The 16,907-nt window shown below is 72.2% G+C and carries 18 protein-coding genes; 8 read left to right on the top strand and 10 right to left on the bottom strand.

What is annotated here, in order from left to right; genetic code table 11:
- Positions 1 to 3 precede the first annotated feature (3 nt).
- The 5 genes from IDM40_RS02505 (at position 4) to IDM40_RS02485 (ending at position 3,506) form a co-directional block, all read left to right on the top strand.
- Positions 4 to 996, top strand: coding sequence for an ABC transporter substrate-binding protein (locus IDM40_RS02505; protein WP_193120238.1), 993 nt, complete (start codon positions 4 to 6; stop codon positions 994 to 996).
- A gap of 88 nt (positions 997 to 1,084) precedes the next feature.
- Positions 1,085 to 1,336 carry a phosphopantetheine-binding protein gene (locus IDM40_RS02500; RefSeq protein ID WP_193120237.1) on the top strand — a complete coding sequence of 84 codons (252 nt, stop codon included), beginning with the start codon at positions 1,085 to 1,087 and terminating at the stop codon, positions 1,334 to 1,336.
- 44 nt (positions 1,337 to 1,380) lie between these two features.
- Positions 1,381 to 1,587: an MbtH family protein gene (locus tag IDM40_RS02495; protein WP_193120236.1), complete on the top strand. Its 207-nt coding sequence runs from the start codon at positions 1,381 to 1,383 to the stop codon at positions 1,585 to 1,587.
- Positions 1,588 to 1,675: 88 nt separating this feature from the next.
- Positions 1,676 to 2,938 (top strand): enterobactin transporter EntS, encoded by a 1,263-nt coding sequence (gene entS / locus IDM40_RS02490; RefSeq protein WP_328806918.1) that lies wholly within the window; start codon positions 1,676 to 1,678, stop codon positions 2,936 to 2,938.
- A 328-nt stretch (positions 2,939 to 3,266) separates the two neighbouring features.
- Entirely contained in the window at positions 3,267 to 3,506 is a 240-nt protein-coding gene (locus IDM40_RS02485) for a hypothetical protein (protein WP_193120235.1), read from the top strand.
- A gap of 104 nt (positions 3,507 to 3,610) precedes the next feature.
- Here the strand turns inward: IDM40_RS02485 and IDM40_RS02480 are convergent, their stop codons facing one another.
- Positions 3,611 to 4,246 (bottom strand): histidine phosphatase family protein, encoded by a 636-nt coding sequence (locus IDM40_RS02480; protein WP_193120234.1) that lies wholly within the window; start codon positions 4,244 to 4,246, stop codon positions 3,611 to 3,613.
- Between the two features lie 79 nt (positions 4,247 to 4,325).
- A complete protein-coding gene (locus tag IDM40_RS02475; protein WP_193120233.1) occupies positions 4,326 to 6,647 on the bottom strand; it encodes an FdhF/YdeP family oxidoreductase in 2,322 nt (773 codons plus the stop codon).
- A gap of 140 nt (positions 6,648 to 6,787) precedes the next feature.
- On the opposite strand from IDM40_RS02475, the gene IDM40_RS02470 reads away from it, so the two are divergent.
- Positions 6,788 to 7,309 carry a GNAT family N-acetyltransferase gene (locus IDM40_RS02470; RefSeq protein WP_193120232.1) on the top strand — a complete coding sequence of 174 codons (522 nt, stop codon included), beginning with the start codon at positions 6,788 to 6,790 and terminating at the stop codon, positions 7,307 to 7,309.
- Between the two features lie 24 nt (positions 7,310 to 7,333).
- Here IDM40_RS02470 and IDM40_RS02465 read toward each other — a convergent pair whose 3' ends face one another.
- Entirely contained in the window at positions 7,334 to 7,855 is a 522-nt protein-coding gene (locus IDM40_RS02465; protein WP_193120231.1) for a DinB family protein, read from the bottom strand.
- Between the two features lie 149 nt (positions 7,856 to 8,004).
- On the opposite strand from IDM40_RS02465, the gene IDM40_RS02460 reads away from it, so the two are divergent.
- Positions 8,005 to 8,406: a VOC family protein gene (locus IDM40_RS02460; RefSeq protein ID WP_193120230.1), complete on the top strand. Its 402-nt coding sequence runs from the start codon at positions 8,005 to 8,007 to the stop codon at positions 8,404 to 8,406.
- A gap of 23 nt (positions 8,407 to 8,429) precedes the next feature.
- On the opposite strand, the gene IDM40_RS02455 is transcribed toward IDM40_RS02460, so the two are convergent.
- From IDM40_RS02455 to pdxR, 6 genes are all read right to left on the bottom strand, one after another.
- Positions 8,430 to 8,816 (bottom strand): hypothetical protein, encoded by a 387-nt coding sequence (locus IDM40_RS02455; protein WP_193120229.1) that lies wholly within the window; start codon positions 8,814 to 8,816, stop codon positions 8,430 to 8,432.
- Positions 8,817 to 8,916: 100 nt separating this feature from the next.
- Entirely contained in the window at positions 8,917 to 10,548 is a 1,632-nt protein-coding gene (locus IDM40_RS02450) for a glycoside hydrolase family 10 protein (RefSeq protein ID WP_193120228.1), read from the bottom strand.
- 223 nt (positions 10,549 to 10,771) lie between these two features.
- Positions 10,772 to 11,254 (bottom strand): YbaK/EbsC family protein, encoded by a 483-nt coding sequence (locus tag IDM40_RS02445; protein WP_193120227.1) that lies wholly within the window; start codon positions 11,252 to 11,254, stop codon positions 10,772 to 10,774.
- 35 nt (positions 11,255 to 11,289) lie between these two features.
- The gene (locus IDM40_RS02440; protein ID WP_193120226.1) at positions 11,290 to 12,153 is read right to left on the bottom strand and encodes an alpha/beta fold hydrolase; all 864 of its coding nucleotides are present in this window, start codon (positions 12,151 to 12,153) and stop codon (positions 11,290 to 11,292) included.
- 52 nt (positions 12,154 to 12,205) lie between these two features.
- Positions 12,206 to 12,895: a phosphotransferase gene (locus tag IDM40_RS02435; RefSeq protein WP_193120225.1), complete on the bottom strand. Its 690-nt coding sequence runs from the start codon at positions 12,893 to 12,895 to the stop codon at positions 12,206 to 12,208.
- Positions 12,896 to 13,091: 196 nt separating this feature from the next.
- Positions 13,092 to 14,507 carry a MocR-like pyridoxine biosynthesis transcription factor PdxR gene (pdxR, locus tag IDM40_RS02430; RefSeq protein WP_193120224.1) on the bottom strand — a complete coding sequence of 472 codons (1,416 nt, stop codon included), beginning with the start codon at positions 14,505 to 14,507 and terminating at the stop codon, positions 13,092 to 13,094.
- 79 nt (positions 14,508 to 14,586) lie between these two features.
- Between pdxR and IDM40_RS02425 the strand changes: the two genes are divergently transcribed.
- Entirely contained in the window at positions 14,587 to 15,231 is a 645-nt protein-coding gene (locus tag IDM40_RS02425; RefSeq protein ID WP_193120223.1) for a pyridoxamine 5'-phosphate oxidase family protein, read from the top strand.
- A 116-nt stretch (positions 15,232 to 15,347) separates the two neighbouring features.
- On the opposite strand, the gene IDM40_RS02420 is transcribed toward IDM40_RS02425, so the two are convergent.
- Positions 15,348 to 16,658 carry a YeeE/YedE family protein gene (locus tag IDM40_RS02420; protein WP_216630242.1) on the bottom strand — a complete coding sequence of 437 codons (1,311 nt, stop codon included), beginning with the start codon at positions 16,656 to 16,658 and terminating at the stop codon, positions 15,348 to 15,350.
- Between the last annotated feature and the right edge of the window lie 249 nt (positions 16,659 to 16,907).

Raw genomic sequence — 16,907 nt, 5'->3', positions numbered from 1 at the left:
CCTATGACCGACACCGTGCTCCTGCGCTCGACGAGCGTCCTGGCCGCCCTCGCGCTCGGGGCCGCCGCCTGCACCGGATCCGGTTCGGACGACGCCGGCGCCGATGCGGCCGGTGAGACCCGGACCTTCGAGGGCGACCACGGCGAGGTCGAGATCCCCGCCGTCCCCCAGCGGGTGGTGGCCCTGTCCTACGCCGCCCAGCCCGCGGTCGAACTCGGCGGCGACGTGGTCGGCGTGCACACCGACGACAACTGGGACGAGAAGATCCACCCCGACGACGTCGACACGATGACCGGTCTGGAGCAGGTCGGGGCCACGGACGAGATCAACTTCGAGGCCGTGGCCAACCTCGAACCCGACCTGATCGTCGTCGCCTGGCCCGCGGACGGGTGGGAGAACGTCCCCCTCGACGACCTCGGGGAGATCGCCCCGACCGCCACCATCGGCCTCGGCGACCCCGACTCCTGGAAGGAGGTCGAGGCGCAGGTGGCCGACGCGGTCGGGGTCTCCGACACCTACGAGGACGTCGAGGCCGAGTACGACACCCGCGTCGCCGAGCTCGGCGAGGAGTACGCCCCCGTCCTGGAGGAGACCGACTTCGCCTTCGTCCGCTCCTCCGAGGGCACACCCGGCGCCGGCGCCGGGCAGGTCCTGCAGGAGTTCGGCCCGGCCTGGAACACCTCCATCGCCACCGAGGTCGGCCTCGACTTCATCGGCGAGCAGAACGAGGCCTCCCACCAGGCGTGGGCGGCCTATCACCCCCTGGAAGAGATCGACCAGCTCTCCGGCGCCGATGTGATCCTCACCGAGGCCCGGCCCGACGGCGAGGTCCCCGGACCCACCGCGGACCTGCTGGACCAGGACGTCTTCGAGTCCCTGCCCGCCGCCCAGGACGACCAGGTGCACCCGCTGTCCTGGAGCGACGCGACCACACACAAGTCCGCGCTCCTGACCCTGGACAGCCTCGACGAGGTCCTGGACCGGATCGACCCCTGACCCCTCCGGCGGCACCGCGCCCGCGGTGCCGCCGGGCCGACCACCCGAACCGGCCCGCACAACGGGCCCGACCCTGAACTGGAATCGCATGCAGCAGGACACCGACCCCGCCCGGCAGGCGCTGACCCCCGAGGCCGTCCGCGCCCACGCCGCCGAGGCTCTGGGGATCCCGCCGGAGGAGATCGAGGAGGGCGTGAGCCTGCTCGACCAGGGCATGGACTCGATCCGCCTCATGAGCCTGGTCGAGAAGTGGCGCGAGTACGGGGTCGAGACCGACTTCGTCGCCCTGGCCGAGGACCCCACCCTCCAGGCCTGGAACAAGCTCCTCACCACCGGCTGAGCACCACCCGACCCGCCACACCACGCACCCGAGGGAGACCCACCATGAGCAACCCCTTCGACGACACCGACGGCGCCTTCCTGGTCCTGGTCAACGGCGAGGACCAGCACTCGCTCTGGCCCGGCTTCGCCCGCGTCCCCGAGGGCTGGACCCCCGTCCACGGCCCCGTGTCCAAGGACGAGGCGCTGGAGTACGTCGACACGCACTGGACCGACCTGCGCCCCCGCAGCCTGCGCGAGGCGAGCGCCTGATCCGCCCGGACCACCGGGAAACGCAGTCACCCACCGGTGGAGGACCCGGTAGCGCCGGGCCTCCACCGACCACCCGTGAAGGACCCCCGTGAGACTCTCCCAGCTGATGGTCGACATCAGCCCCCTCCGGACGAGCCCCGAGTTCAGGATCATCTTCGTCGCCCGGCTCATCTCCATCTTCGGACTGGGTTTCGCGGCCGTCGCCCTGCCCATGCAGGTCTACGGGCTCACTGGGTCCTCACTCCTGGTGGCGACCGTGCACACCACCAACGCCGTCAGCGTCCTGACCGGCACCCTCGTCGGCGGGATGCTCGCCGACCGCGGTGACCGGCGGCGCCTCATCGTCATCGGCCGCGGTGCCGCCGTCCTGGCCTTCGGTGTGCTCGCCGCCAACACCCTCGTGCCCGACGAACCCTGGCTCTGGGTCATCTACGTGACCGCCGCCTTCAACGGGTTCTTCGGCTCCTTCAGCACCGTCGCCCTCCAGGCCGCTGCCCCCGGGTTCGTGCCGCGCGACAAACTCCCCGCCGCCGGGGCCCTGCTCGCCCTCAACGGCCGGCTCGGGTCGGTCCTGGCCCCCGCCCTGGGCGGTGTGGTCATCGCGTCGCTGGGCATGGGCTCCAACTACGTGCTGACCGCGGTGCTCTCCCTGCTCACCACCGTGCTCGTGGCGCGCCTACCGCGTTTGGAGGCCCCCGAGGAGGCACGCTCCCAACCGTTCCTGGCCGCACTGCGCGAGGGCGGACGGTTCGCCCTGACCCACAAGGTCGTCGGGCCCCTCCTGCTCCTGGGCCTGGTGCAGATGCTGTTCGCCGCCCCGCAGGTGCTCATCAACGAGTTCACCGACAAGGTCCTCGGCGGAGGCCCCGCGCTGGTCGGCATCCTCTACACCGCACCGGCCGTCGGCGCCCTCATCGGCTCGCTCACCAGCGGGTGGGCCGGACGCACACAGCGCACCGGCGGCCTCATGCTCCTCGCGGTCGGCCTGTGCGGGCTGGCCGTGCTCGGGTTCGGGGTCAGCACCTGGGCGCCGCTCGCCTTCTTCTTCCTGACCCTGCTCGGCTTCGGACAGGTCGTCGAGGAGATCCTGCGCTACGCCCTCCTGCAGTCCCACACCCCCGACCAACTGCGCGGACGGGTCAACGCCGTGTGGACCGCCCAGTCCACCCTCGGCAACTCCGCCGGCGCCCTCACCCTCGGCGCGCTGGCCCCCTTCATCGGCGCAGCCGGCGCCCTCATGGCCGGGGGAGCGCTCGCCATGGTGGGCGTGGGTGCTCTGGCCGCCGGCTTCGCCGGCCTGCGCACCGCGCGGGTCCTGCGCGACCCCGCCCCCGGCCCGGGGCAGCGGTAGCCCACCTCTTCGGGCATGGGCCGGGAGAGGGATGTGGGGCAAATGTGAAAAAAGTTGGCTCAACCGCGTCATGGATCGACCGCACCGGCGTCACCCGTACACCGAGCGGATGCAGTCCGGGGATCGGCCCCCGGACACTCGCGTCCGCCGACCGTGTACGAACGAGCCGAGGAAGACCCCTGATGCACGCGCAGGCCAACCGACGAGACCGGCGTTCCGGCCCATCGAAGCAGACGCAGGACCCATCCCTGCTGATCGGGCAATGGGTCCTGTTGCAGCAGGAAGGCCCTCGACACACGGGGTCCTCGTCCACGCAGCCCTCCTCCGCGTGGGAACGAACGGCCGCCAGACCTGGGAATGGGCTCTGCGCACCCCGTTCGGCCTCCGGGTCGGCACCGGGCCCCTGGAAGCGGTGCCCCTGACCTCCGAGGACCGCATACAGGTGCGGCGGGCGCGGTGGGAACTCTCCGCCCGCCTGGCCGAGTGCACCGAAGCCCGTGACCCCGGGGCGGTGGCGGCCAGGCACGACCTCGACCTGCTGGACTGGCAGACCGCACTCCACCCGTGAGGCCGCTGTCCCGGGGAAGGGGCTGCCGCCGCACGCGCGGCCGCAGCGCGCTTCATGGGCCGACCTGCCTCGCACATCACGCTGCGGGGCAGGTCCGCTGTGTGTCAGCGGTAGGTCATCAGCTCCGTGCCGCCGTGCTCCAGGTGCGCGTGGTCGTTGAACCCGACCAGCTGGGTGCCGCCGCGGCCGTGCAGCAGCTTGGTGACCGAACCGTTGACCACGATCCGGTTCATCGCCAGGAACCCCGACGTGGACGTGGACAGCAGCATCGAGCACACGGTCGCGATGACCCCCGCCGAGGTGAACACCAGGGCGGTGTGGCCGCGCTCCAGCCGGGTCACCACGTCGGTCAGGGCGGAGGCCACCCCGTCGCGGAAGTGGTTCCAGCTGCCCGGACCGGTCTCCCCGGACCCCGTCCAGGCGGTCAACGAGGCGTCCAGGCGGTCCTGCAACGACCCCGAACCCTGCGGGTCCAGGGCCAGCAGCCCCAGGTGGTCGTACTCGTCCCAGCGACGGTCCACCTCCGGCGCCTCGTCGACACCGGCCTCGGCCAGAGCCGTGCCCGCGGTCTGCCGCTGGCGCCGCAACGACCCCGACACCACCGGGCCCACCTTGAGGTCCCGGCGCCGCAGTTCGGCCCCGAGCAGCCGCGCCTGCTCGTAGCCGGGCGCGCTGAGCTCGTCGTAGTCGTCCGCCTCGGGGGAGGCCTTGCCGTGGCGGATCAGGTAGATGGTCGGCATCGCCTCAGAGTACGGGGGCGCCCTCCGTGCACGTTCGACGGGGGCGCCCCCGCATCCGGGGCGGTACCGGGGGTCCAGGTCAGATCCCCTGGGTCGGAGCCCCCGTGCTCTCCTCGAACCGCACCACCACCGACTTGGACGTGGGGGTGTTGCTGATGTCGGCCGTGGAGTCCAGCGGGACCAGCACGTTGGTCTCCGGGTAGTAGGCGGCCGCACCCCCGCGCGCGGTCGGGTACAGCGCCACCTTGAAGTGCGGGGCCCGGCGCTCGCGGCCGTCCTCCCACTCGCTCACCAGGTCCACGTGCGAGCCCTCCACCAGGCCGAGCTCGCGCGCGTCCTCGGGGTTGACCAGCACCACCCGGCGCCCACCGGTCACGCCGCGGTAGCGGTCGTCCAACCCGTAGATCGTGGTGTTGTACTGGTCGTGCGAACGCAGCGTCTGCAGCATCAGGCGCCCCTCGGGCACCTCCGGCGCGTAACTGCCGTTGCGCGTGAAGTTGGCCAGCCCCGTCGCCGTGGGGAAACGGCGGTCGTCGCGCGGGGCGTGCGGCAGCGTGAACCCCGCGGGCCGGCGTGCCCGGGCGTTGAAGTCGTCGAAGCCCGGAACCACCGCCGCCACGTGGTCGCGGATGCGGTCGTAGTCGGCCAGGGAGTCCCAGTCCACCACCGAGCCCTCGCCCAGCGTGCGGCGGGCCAGCTCGCGCACGATGTCGACCTCCGAGCGCATGCCCTCGGACAGCGGGTCGAGCACCCCGTGGGAGGCGTGCACCTTGCCCATGGAGTCCTCCACCGTGATCCACCGCTCCTGGCCCTCGTACCGGTCGCGGTCGCTGCGTGCCAGCGCCGGCAGGATCAGCGCCCGGGTCCCGGTGACCACGTGCGAACGGTTGAGCTTGGTGGACACGTGCACCGTCAGGCCCACACGCCGCATGGCCTCCTCGGTCACCAGCGTGTCGGGGGAGGCCGACACGAAGTTGCCGCCCATCGCGAAGAACACGTCGACCTCACCGCGCCCCATGGCGTGGATCGCCTCGACCGTGTCGTGGCCGTGCTCGCGCGGCGGCTCGAAGGAGAACTCCCGCTGGATCGCGTCGAGGAAGGCCTCCGGGGGCTTCTCCCAGATGCCCATCGTGCGGTCGCCCTGCACGTTGGAGTGGCCGCGCACCGGGCACACGCCCGCGCCCGGGCGCCCCACGTTGCCGCGCAGCAGCAGGAAGTTCACGACCTCGCGGATCGTGGGCACCGAGTGCTTGTGCTGGGTCAGGCCCATCGCCCAGCACACCACGACGTTCTGCGACTCCAGGACCATCGTGGTGATGCGCTCGATCAGCTCGCGCTCCAGCCCGGTGGCGCGCTCGACCCGCGGCCAGAACTCCTCCTCGGGCTCGGCCAGGAGCTCCTTGGCGTAGTCCTCGAAACCGTGCGTGAACTCGTCGACGAACGCACGGTCGAGCACGTCCTCGCCCCGGGCGTCGGCCTCCAGCAGCAGCCGGTTGACCGCGGAGAACAGCGCGAGGTCGCCGCCGATCCGGATCTGCGCGAACAGGTCGGTCAGGTCGGTCCCGCGCCCCATGAGCCCCGCCGGGGTCTGCGGGTCGCGGAAGTTGGTGCTGCCCGCCTCGGGCAGCGGGTTGACCGTGACGATGCGCGAACCGCCGCGCTTGGCCCGCTTCAGCGAGCTGAGCATGCGCGGGTGGTTGGTGCCCGGGTTCTGCCCCGCGACGATGATGAGGTCGGCGCGCTGCAGGTCGTCCAGGGACACACTGCCCTTGCCCACGCCGATGGTCTCGGACAGGGCCGAGCCGGACGACTCGTGGCACATGTTGGAGCAGTCGGGCAGGTTGTTGGTGCCCAGGGCCCGGGCGAACAGCTGATAGACGAAGGCCGCCTCGTTGCTGGTGCGGCCCGAGGTGTAGAAGACGGCGCGGTCGGGGTGGTCAACGCCGCGCAGGTCCTCGGCGATGATGTCGAGGGCGCGGTCCCAACCCACCGGCTCGTAGTGGGTGGCGCCCTCGGCCAGGTACAGGGGTTCGGTCAGGCGGCCCTGCTGACCCAGCCAGTACCCGGAGCGTTCGGACAGATCGGAGACGGAGTGCTCGGCGAAGAACGCGCCGGTGAGGCCTCGGTTGGTGGCCTCCTCGGCCACGGCCTTGGCGCCGTTCTCACAGAACTCGGCCGTGTGGCGTTTGTCGTGCTCGGGCCAGGCGCAGCCGGGGCAGTCGAAGCCCTTCTTCTGGTTGACCTTGAGCATGGCGGGCAGCCCGCGCATGACCCCGGCGTTCTCGGCCACCTGGCGCACGCTGTGCATGACAGCGGGCAGGCCGGCCGCGGCGGTCTTGGGGGCGCCGATGTCGGGGGAGTCCTGAGCGGGGTCGGATTCTACGGAGTGTCGAGGTGTCACCCTCCTATTTTCACATTCGCGGGGGTGCAGTCGGAAGTGCCGGTTACGTCCTCGTGAACGGACACGGTACGGGCGTCCGCGCGCCCGTTGTGCTGGAACGCTAACCTGCCGGGAGTCACCGACGGCACAGGGGAGTACCCATGGCACACACACGCCTGGCCAGGCTGGAGGACGCCGCGGAGATCGCCGCCCGCCTGGTCGAGAACCGCAGTTTCCTCGCCCCCTGGGAACCCCTGCGCCCCGAGGAGTACTTCACCGCCCAGGGCCAGTACCGGCTCCTGGACCAGCAGCTGACCGGCTACACCGACGGCCACGAGGTTCCGCTGGTGGTCACCGACGACACCGACCGCATCGTCGGGCGCATCACGGTCAACGGCATCGTGCGCGGCGCTCTGCAGTCGGCCGCCATCGGCTACTGGGTCGCCTCCTCGCACAACGGCCGGGGCCTGGCCACCGCGGCCGTCGGCGAGGTCAAGGCGCTGGCCTTCGGGCCCCTCGGCCTGCACCGCCTGCAGGCCGAGACCGTGCCGCACAACGCCGCCTCGCAGCGGGTGCTGAGGCGCAACGGGTTCCAGCCCTTCGGCCTGGCCCCCGAGTACCTGCGCATCGACGGCCGCTGGCAGGACCACGTGCTCTTCCAAGCGCTCAACCCGCGGGGCTGAGCGCCCGGCGCGGGGATCGGGCGGTCACCGTGAGCCGGGTGCGCCGGCGGCGCGCAGGATCCGCAGCTGGCCCATCTCCGCGGCGTTCTTCATGAGCTCGGCGTTGACCCAGGCCACCGTGTCGGTGACGGTGTGCCCCGTGCCCTCCGGCCAGGGGAAGGGCGCGGGGGCGTCGGGGTCGAGCTCCGGCAGCAGGGCGATCCACCGCCCGCGGAAGGAGCGCAGCCACTCCGCCGCGCCCTCGGGGCCGGGCCAGCGCACCGCCTCTGGCGGGAGCGGATCGCGCCCCTGCAGCAGCTCGATCGTGGTGCTCCACCACCAGCCGATGTGCCAGCCCACCCACCCCGCGGTCGGGGCGGGAACGGGGTCGGGCTCCTCCTCGGCGAAGTCGGGCACCCACACCCCGTCGCGCAGGTGCAGGGTCCAGCACTCCGGCGCCGGTTCCCAGAGGTGGTCCTGCGGTTCCAGGCGCTCCAGGTGGTACTCGAACAGGGCCCAGGTGAGGTCGAACTGGCGCCGCAACGGGGCCAGGGCATCGTCGGTCATGGTGCACACCCTGGCAGGGGGACGGTGGGCGGGCAACGCGGTTTCCCCAGCTCGGCGCGGCCGCCGCCGGACCGTCGGTTCCTGCCCCTACCGTGGTGCGCGTCCGAGCACGGCCCGCCCCGGGCGGGCGCAACGGGAAGGAATCCCCCATGGCACTGCGCTGGTACACCACCGTCATCGACTGCCGCGACCACAGCGCCCAGGCGCAGTGGTGGGCCGAGGTGCTCGACTGGCGGCTGATCGTCGACGAGGAGGAGGGCGCGGTCGTCATCCCGCCGTGGCTGGAGGCCGAACCCATGACCGTGCAGGAGTGGGACCGGGGCAACCCCGGGCTGGTCTTCGTGCCCGTTCCCGAGGACAAGGCGGTCAAGAACCGCCTGCACCTGGACCTGGCCGCACACGTGGACGACGACCGCGACGCCGAGATCGCCCGCCTGGAACGCATGGGCGCGCGCCGGGTCGATGTGCGCCAGAGCGGCGACGAAGCCTGGACGGTGCTGGCCGACCCCGAGGACAACGAGTTCTGCGTCCTGGAATCACGCCGGTACTGAAGGCGCGGAGCCCCGGCGGCCCCTCACTCGCCGGGGCGCCCGCCCTCGTCCTCCTGCCGGAGCCCCTCCTCCTGGTGCAGGGCCTTGCTCTCCGGGCCTCCGGGGCCCGGCTCGACAGCGCTGTCGGAGGACGGTCCGCCCTCGCCGGCCCGGTCCCGTCCCCGGTCGGGCGCGGCACTGCCGAGGGCCTCGGGCGCCTCGGGCTCCTCCTGGGCCAGGGCCTCGTCGAGCGGATCGCGTTCCTCGGCCGAGCTGTCGTACTCCTCCTCTATCGTGGTCGGGTCCTCCCGGTCACCGGGCAGGGCCTCGTCCTCGGTGGAGTCCTCCTGTTCGGGCATGCCGGCCTCGTCCCAGTCCTGCGCCTCGGCGTTGACCGGGTCATCGGGCCTGCGTGAATCGTGATGGCTCATGCCCGACTCGTAACCGTTCGGGCGGTTCGTCAATCACGTGCCGTGCCGTGCCGGGCCGGGCCCGGCCCGGGGCGCGGCGCACCCCGGACCGGACGGCGGGTCAGGGCAGGTGGTGCGGCTCGCTCGCGCCGCTCTCGTGGTGCAGGCGGTCCAGCGCCGTCGCGTAGTAGGTGTACTCGCCCTCGGCGGCCGGCGCGGTGAACGTGGCCGTACCGTCGTCGCCGGCGCGCACGGTGCCCAGCAGGTTGCGGGCGTCGCCGATGCCGCAGACCGGCTCCTCCTCCGGCGGGCCCTCGATCGCGTACACCGCGTAGTAGGCCGGGTCCGACCCCTCGGCCGGCGCCACGCTCAGCTCGAGGCCGTCCCCGACCGGCTCCGAACCCGTCACCGTCGGCTCGGGCGGGGCCTCACCGCCCAGGTCCGGGTCGACCGGCACGAGCGCCGGGTGGGCGTAGTGCTCCTCCTGCACGATCTCGAAGGCCTCCTGGGCGTTGGTGCGCAGCGAGGTCGCGCTGAAGTAGACGTCGCCGTGCACACCCGGGTGGTCCTGGTTCAGGTGCAGGTGTTCGGAGAGCTCACGCGGGTCGTCGGTCCAGGGGCCCTCTTCCTCCCCGACCTTGTAGGCGCCCTGGCCGATGTAGAGGTGGGTGTCGGTGGTCGCGGCGACCTCCTCCCACCAGGGCACCAGCACCGAGTAGTCGGCCACGTCCAGGCCGATGTGCCAGTACAGCTGCGGGTTGATGTAGTCGAGCCAGCCCTCGGTGACCCACTTGCGGCTGTCGGCGTACTGCTCGTCGTAGGACTCCATGCCGGCGGTGTCCGAACCGGCCGGGTCGGTGTCGGAGTTGCGCCAGATCCCGAACGGGCTGATGCCGAACTTCACGTGCGGCTTGGACGCCTTCACGGCCTCGCTGACCTCGCGGACCATGGTGTCGACGTTGTCGCGCCGCCAGTCGCCGATGTCGTCGAAGCCCTCGCCGTGCTCGGCGTAGGTGTCCTCGTCGGGGATCTCCTCGTCGTCGACCGGATACGGGTAGAAGTAGTCGTCGAAGTGCACGCCGTCCAGGTCGTAGTTGTCGACCGAGTGCATCATCGCCTCGACCACGAACTCGCGCGCCTCGGGGATGCCCGGGTCGTAGTAGAGCTGCCCGCCGTAGGAGAAGGTCCACTCGGGGTTCTGGCGGGCGGGGTGGTCCTCGACCAGGCGCGAGGGGTCGTCGTGCATGGCCACGCGGTAGGGGTTGTACCAGGCGTGGAACTCGAGGTTGCGCTCGTGCGCGGCCTCGACGGCGAACTCCAGCGGGTCGTAGCCGGGGTCGCCGCCCTGTTCCCCGGTGAGCCACTCCGACCACGGCTCGTGCGGGGAGGGCCAGAACGCGTCGGCGGTGGGGCGGACCTGGACCACGACGGCGTTGAGGCCGCGGTCCACGGCGCCGTCGTACAGCTCCTCCAGTTCGGCCTGTTGCTCCTCGGCGCTCAGGCCCTGTTCGGTGGGCCAGTCGATGTTCTCGACGCCGGCGATCCACTCCGCGCGCATCTGGCGTTTGGGAACGGCGTCCTCCTCGGGCTCGCACTCCTGGGTCCGCGGGTCCTCCGGTGCGGCCAGGGCCTGCGGGGCGTGCAGGAACGAGGCGGCGAGTGCGGCGGCCATGACGCCGCCCCACAGCGCGGTCCGGGGGATCGGAACGTCGTGCGCCCGGCCTGGGCGGTTCCGGTTCGTGTGCGCCAACATGGCTCCTTTTCGAAAGCTCCAGCGAGCGGGGCCGGATCGTTGCCGAGTGTGTTCATTCAAGCACGCTCGGTACGCTCCGGTGGGCTCAGGAAAGAACCTTCATGATCGGAGTCGAGTTGGCAAGAGTTCTACGCCAGGTCGGGGCGCACGTGGCAGATGAGCCGGACGGGGTTCCTGTTCGACCCGCCAGGTGCGCCTCGACACGACGGGGGAGAGGCGCTGGTCAGTTGACCGCCACGGGGGTGCCGGCGGTCATCTTCACCAGCTCGGTGAAGTCGGTGGGGAAGATGGTGCGGGGCGTGCCGCCGGCGGCCCACAGGCACGGGTAGTCCTCCAGGGCGAGGTCCACGACCGTCTCCACCGGCTCCGGGTGGCCCAGGGGCGCCACCCCGCCGATCGCCTGACCCGTGGCGTCGCGCACCTCCTCCGGCTTCGCGCGGCGGATCCGGCCCTTGCCCAGGCGCTCGGCCAGCACACCCACGTCCACGCGGTGCCGGCCGCTGGTCATCACCAGCAGCGGGCGCTCGTCGGCCATGAACACCAGGCTGTTGGCGATCGCGCCCACCTCGCAGCCCAGGGCCTCGGCGGCCTCCGCGGCGGTGCGGGTGGAGTCGGGCAGCTCGCGCACGCGCCCCTGCGCACCGATCCCGGCCAACGCCTCGGCCACACGCCGGCTGCGGTCGGGCAGGTCCTGGGTCTCCTCCACGGTCTTCCTCCTCCTGGTCGGGTCGTGCCGAAAGGCTACGCCGCGCCGGATGCTTGTGCTCGACCCGAGAGGAAGTCCTCGACGGCATCGAGCCACGCCTCGGGCCGGTCCACGTGGGCCATGTGCCCTGCCCCGTCCAGTACGACCGCCCGCGACCGGGGTAGGAGGGCGGCTGCACGCTCGGCCATGTGTGCGGGGAAAACCATGTCCTGGCGCCCGTGCAGGAAGAGCCACGCGGCGTCGGCTTCGGCCAGACGCCTCGGCCCGTCGGCCGGTCGCGGCGAATCCAGCCGGCCCGCGCGCAGCGCGCGCAACCAGTGCGCGGACCAACGCACGCGTTCCAGCATTCTCCGGTAGGGCACGATCCGGTCCCGGCGCCAGACGTTGGCCGGCGCCCCGGCCAGAGCTGCCCGTCTGACCAGATCGGGGGCGGCGGGCGCGGGCGTGGACCAGACGCCGGCCTCGGCCGCCCGCCGGCGGTCGCGTTCGGGCCAGGGGCCGAAGTCGGCGTCGGTGACCGGCCACAGGGTGCTGGAAGCCATGATCACCTGCCCGAACGGGCCGGGGTGATCCAGCACCAGGCGCTGCACCACCTGGCCCCCGGCCGAGAAGCCCAACAGGTCGGGGCGCTCCAGGCGTAGGTGACGAATGAGCCGGGCCAGGTCGCGTGCGGCCGCGGCGAAGCTGCAGGGCCCGGGGGAGGAGCGTCCGCAGCCGCGCAGGTCGGGCAGGACCAGGCGCCGGTGGCCGAGCCTGATCAGCGGGTCCAGCAGGTAGGAGTGGTCCCAGTCGGGTCCGCCGTGCACCGCCACGAGCGGGGTAGCGTCCACCGGCCCGGCCAGGACACAGTGCAGGTACACACCGTCACCGGTGGGCACATGGGCGTGCTCCAGGTCCATGGGCGCATCATGGCACGGGCCTGCTGAGCGGGCGAAGGCCAGGAGTCCCGGGTCAGGAGGCCAGTTCGGCGGCCAGGTCGCGCTGGTGTTCGCGCATCCACATCAGGCGCCGGCCCATGCGTTGGGTCTCGCCGGACCGGTACTGGGCCACCATGCGCGGGTCCCCGCGGTGGGCGCCGGACTCCACGATGCGCCGGTAGCGGTCCTGCCGGGCCATGATGGTCCCGATCAGGGGTTCGCGCTCGGCCAGCCCGTAGGCGTCACAGATCAGCCGCACACGCCGGAACGGGTCCTCGGCGTTCGGCCCCAGGTCCACGTACCGCCAGCACAGGTCGGCCACGTCGTGCAGGCGCACGCCCGGCGCGGCCGCCTCCCAGTCCACGAACGCGTACGGAACGCCCTTCTGGCTGATGGTGTGCCGCGGCGCGAGCTGGTTGTGGCAGACCACCTCCCACTGCCCGGCCAGGCGGGTGCCGGCGGTCAGGTCGTGGAACTCGCGCACGAGCGCGGCCGCGCCCTGCAGGTACTCGTCCTCCAGGTAGCGGTCGTCGTGCACGGCGGTCCCGCGCAGCACACTGTGGACGAGCCGGTTCTCGTGGTCGCGGCAGTGCAGGAGGGGAGCGCCCTCCCACCCCTGCTCCTCGAAATGGCGTAGCAGAGCGCGTTCGAAACCCGCGTTGCCGTGCATGGGGCGCAGCGTGAACTCGTGGTCGAACCGGACCCGGGATGACGTCGCATGCACCGGTGTCACCCTTCCCCCTCGCACCACGGAATATCTACGTCGTAAAGGTCATGCGCCGTTCGACGCCCCTGCACCTCGGTACCCCCAATTCGCAACGATGTCTCCATTGTCCAGGTCAAACGCACCGCTGTGGTCGCGGTTCGGTGACACCCTTGTTCGGATTGGATATCTGGTGTAAACGGGGCCGAAGTACCCGTCACTGGACAACGGGTGTCACCGCACGCAGCAGCCCCTCCAGTACACCGCATCCCCGCTCCAGGTCCGCCATGCCGGCCGAGCCGTAACCCAGGACCAACCCGTGCACCGACGGCTCCCCGAAACTCGCGTGCACGGTGTCCACCACCAGCACCCCGCGTTCGGCCGCCCCCTCCACCACCGGGCGCACCGCCTCGGCGGGCAGCGGGAGCAGCACGTGCAACCCCGCGGTGTCCCCGGTCAACCACGGCCCCAGCCGCCGCTTCAGCAACCTCCGTCGCCGCGCGTACTCCAGCCGCATCCGGCGCAGATGGCGGTCCAGATCACCCCGTTCCAACAGCAGCGCCGTCGCCGCCTGCGGCTGTCCGGGGGTGCGGTCCGACAACTCCGCACGCAGACGCGCCAACCGCCCGACCGTGTCCGGGGCCGCCACCAACCAGCCGATACCCAGGTCGGGGGAGAGGGTCTTGGACAGCGTGCCCAGCAGCACCACACGGTCGGGGTCCATGCCGTACAGCGCCGGGAGCGGGGCCGCGTCGTACCGGAACTCACCGTCGTAGTCGTCCTCGACCACCGTCGTCCCGTGCTCGCGCGCCCACGCCAGCAACCGCTCGCGCCGCGGCACCGGCAGCCGCCCGCCCAGCGGGTACTGGTGCGCGGGTGTGGTGTAGAGCGCCGCCAGGTCCCCGGGCAGTTCCTCCACCACGAGTCCCTCGCCGTCCACCCGGCACGGAACCGGCACCGCCCCGCGCGCCGCGAAGACCGCCGGCGCCTTGCGGTACCCGGGTTCCTCCACCCCCGCGCGGGCGCCCGGTCCCAACAGGCCCGCCCCGACCAGGTCGAGCCCGTGTCCGGTGCCGCGGGTGACCATGACGTTCTCCGGCCCGACCCGCACCCCGCGCACCCGCCGCAGGTGCTCGGCCAACAGCGCCCGCAGCCGGGGCTGCCCGCGCGGATCGGGGGAGTCGTCCAGGGGCTGCTCGGCCGCGTGGCGCCAGGCCCGCCGCCAGGCCGCCCGGTCCACCGATCCCACCCACGGGGCCCCCGGGCGCAGGTCGACCAGGCCCGCACGCCGTGCGCCCTCGCGGTCCGTGACCGGCGAGGGCGGAGGTTCGGAGGGGCCGGGGTCGGGCCGGCCTGCGTGCGGCAGGGGCCCCGTGCCCCCGGCGACGAAGGTGCCCGACCCGTGCCGGCCCTCCACCCACCCCTCGGCGTAGAGCTGCTGGAACGCCTCGGTGACCACCGTGCGGCTGACCCCCAGCTGCACGGCCAGCGACCGGCCGGAGGGCAGGCGCTCACCCCGCCGCAGCACGCCCTCGGCCACCGCCGAACGCACCTGGTCGGCCAGCTGCACCGCCAACGGACGGGCACCCGTGCGATCCAGGTGGACCGGGGCCTCGATCGAACCGCGTGCCATCGCCACCCCCGAAGTGGTCTCCTGTTATTGCCCGGAAGTGGACCTATTGTAGGTGACCACTTCTGCCTAGGCTGGCGCCATGCTCTCCACCACCGAACGCACCCGGTTGAACCGCGCCAAGCACAAGGCCCGCACCGACCGGGCCGACCTGTACGACGTGCTCGACCACGGGCTCCTGTGCCACCTGGCCGTGGTCGTGGACGGCACGCCCCTGGCACTGCCCACCTGCCACGCGCGCATCGGCGACACCCTCTACCTGCACGGGTCCACCGGGGCCCGCTCCCTGCGCCAGGGCTCCGAGGTGTGCGTGACCGTCACGGTGCCCGACGGGCTGGTCCTGGCCCGTTCGGCCGTCCACCACTCCTTCAACCACCGCTCGGCGATGGTGCTGGGAACCCCGCGGGTGGTCGAGGACGGGGACGAACGCCTGGACGCCCTGCGCGCCATCGTCGACCACCTCGTCCCCGGCCGGTGGGACCAGGTGCGCGCACCCTCCAAGCAGGACCTGGCCAAGACCCGAGTCCTGGCCCTTCCCCTGGACGAGGCCTCGGTCAAGGTGCGCACCGGAGGCCCCAACGACGAACCGGAGGACGCCCTGCTGCCCGTCTGGGCCGGAGAACTCCCCCTGACCCTGACCGTCGGAGAGCCGCGCCAGGACCCCGCCCGCCAGGTCGACGTCCCCCTGCCCGAGCACGTGGCCCGCCTGGCCGGCCGCACCTGGTGAACCGTGCCCCGGTCGACCGGTCGCGCGAGCAGAGCGCGCCGGCACGGCGCCCGCGGCCGGAACACAGGACGGCCCCGGCAACAGCTGCCGGGGCCGTCCTCACGTGCGCGGGGTGATCAGCACGAGCTGTCGGAGGGCTTGGGCACACCCAGCCCGAACAGCGACCGCGCCTTCAGTCCGGCCCAGGTCCCGGCCAGGGCGAAGATCGCCCACAGCCACCCGTGCAGGCTGCCCGAACCGATCCCGGCCAGGTAGGCGCCGATGTTGCAGCCGCCCGCCAGGCGCGCGCCGATACCCATGAGCACACCGCCGACCAGACCGGCCGCGACGATGTTCCAGCTCAGCCCGGTGTGCAGCTTCCAGGTGCCCGCCGCGCCGGCGGCCACCGCGGCGCCCAGGATGATGCCGATGTTGGTCAGGCTGTTCTGGTCCTGCAGGATCGCGCCCTCCAACTGCGCGGCCTGGTCGGGCTGGGACCAGAACGCCCAGGTCTCCGGCTGGAAACCGATGAGCTGCAGGAACTTGGCGCCCCACAGGTTGAACGCCGACGTGATGCCCCACGTGGTGCCCGAGGTCATGAGCACGGCCGCGCCCAGCACGGCCAGGACCACGGCGCCGGCGATCATCGGCCAGCTGCCGCGCAGCACCCGTGCCAGGCCCTGCGCCGACGGCGGGGCGCCGGTGGGCGGCGGCACGCGGCGGTTCTGCACCATCCGCGTGATGACCACGAGCGCGACCAGCACGGCGATGGTGATGGCCCACGAACCGAACCAGCCCACGTGGTCGGACAGCACCACCGCGGGCACCTCGGGAAGGTCGTTGACCAGCGGCCACGCGGCGCTGTAGATCACCGAACCGGCGATGAAGCCGATGAGCGTGATCACGATGGCCGACTGGCCCGAACCCACGGTGAACAGGGTGCCCGAGGCGCACGCGCCGCCGAGCTGCATACCGATACCGAACAGGAACGCACCCGCGAACAGGGCGATCCCGATGGTGCCGGCCGAACCGGTGGGCTCATTGCCGAACAACCCGGTTCCGGTGCCGATGACCAGGGCGAACAGGGTCGCTGTGGTGCCGAGCAGGACCGCGTGCGCGCGCAGCCCCTTGCCGTTGCCCACGGCGATGAACTGGCGCCAGGCCGAGGTGAACCCGAACCGCGAGTGGAACAGGGTGAAGCCCAGGCCGGTGCCCAGCAGGAGCAGGGCCGCCGGCAGGGCGCCGTGCTCCGACCAGACGAAGGCCGACAGCCCCAGGGCGCCCAGCAGGGCCAGGCCCAGCGGCCACCAGCGGACCGGTTCGGCCTCGGGGGCCTGCGGCGCAGGGGTGGACAGGGTCGGTTGCCACTTCAGTGCCAGAGCCGGGGAGACCCGGTCATTGTCCACCGACCCAGTGGGTTCGGCAGGCAAAGTGGGTTGAGCAGTCATGGTGTCCAAACGGGGATGACAGGGCGCGGACGCCCGGAAGGGCCGGGTGCGGGGTTCACCGGTGCCGCGTCGGAGCGATGGGCGCGCGGGGCCCGGGGGAATGGAGGGAGGTCGGGTCCGTCAGCGCACGACGATGCGGCACCGGCGGCGACAGAGGCCGTCATCGGTGCTCGTGAGTGACATGGAGATGAGCGCCATGCACAGGAAGCGTGCGGGACCAGACATTGCCGCCGATTATAGGACACGTTC

The organism is Nocardiopsis coralli (assembly GCF_014892575.1).
Classification (GTDB): domain Bacteria; phylum Actinomycetota; class Actinomycetes; order Streptosporangiales; family Streptosporangiaceae; genus Nocardiopsis; species Nocardiopsis coralli.
Note: the sequence above shows the minus strand (reverse complement) of the source record. Positions and strands in the feature narration are given on the sequence as shown.

Bases quoted from the DNA above. Each gene is read 5' to 3' on its own strand.
- IDM40_RS02470 (WP_193120232.1), top strand. From the start codon at position 6,788: ATGGCACACACACGCCTGGCCAGGCTGGAGGACGCCGCGGAGATCGCC.
- IDM40_RS02495 (WP_193120236.1), top strand. From the start codon at position 1,381: ATGAGCAACCCCTTCGACGACACCGACGGCGCCTTCCTGGTCCTGGTC.
- IDM40_RS02450 (WP_193120228.1), bottom strand. From the start codon at position 10,548: ATGTTGGCGCACACGAACCGGAACCGCCCAGGCCGGGCGCACGACGTT.
- IDM40_RS02465 (WP_193120231.1), bottom strand. From the start codon at position 7,855: ATGACCGACGATGCCCTGGCCCCGTTGCGGCGCCAGTTCGACCTCACC.
- IDM40_RS02460 (WP_193120230.1), top strand. From the start codon at position 8,005: ATGGCACTGCGCTGGTACACCACCGTCATCGACTGCCGCGACCACAGC.
- IDM40_RS02425 (WP_193120223.1), top strand. From the start codon at position 14,587: ATGCTCTCCACCACCGAACGCACCCGGTTGAACCGCGCCAAGCACAAG.
- pdxR (WP_193120224.1), bottom strand. From the start codon at position 14,507: ATGGCACGCGGTTCGATCGAGGCCCCGGTCCACCTGGATCGCACGGGT.
- IDM40_RS02455 (WP_193120229.1), bottom strand. From the start codon at position 8,816: ATGAGCCATCACGATTCACGCAGGCCCGATGACCCGGTCAACGCCGAG.
- IDM40_RS02480 (WP_193120234.1), bottom strand. From the start codon at position 4,246: ATGCCGACCATCTACCTGATCCGCCACGGCAAGGCCTCCCCCGAGGCG.
- IDM40_RS02440 (WP_193120226.1), bottom strand. From the start codon at position 12,153: ATGGACCTGGAGCACGCCCATGTGCCCACCGGTGACGGTGTGTACCTG.
- IDM40_RS02500 (WP_193120237.1), top strand. From the start codon at position 1,085: ATGCAGCAGGACACCGACCCCGCCCGGCAGGCGCTGACCCCCGAGGCC.
- IDM40_RS02420 (WP_216630242.1), bottom strand. From the start codon at position 16,658: ATGACTGCTCAACCCACTTTGCCTGCCGAACCCACTGGGTCGGTGGAC.
- IDM40_RS02505 (WP_193120238.1), top strand. From the start codon at position 4: ATGACCGACACCGTGCTCCTGCGCTCGACGAGCGTCCTGGCCGCCCTC.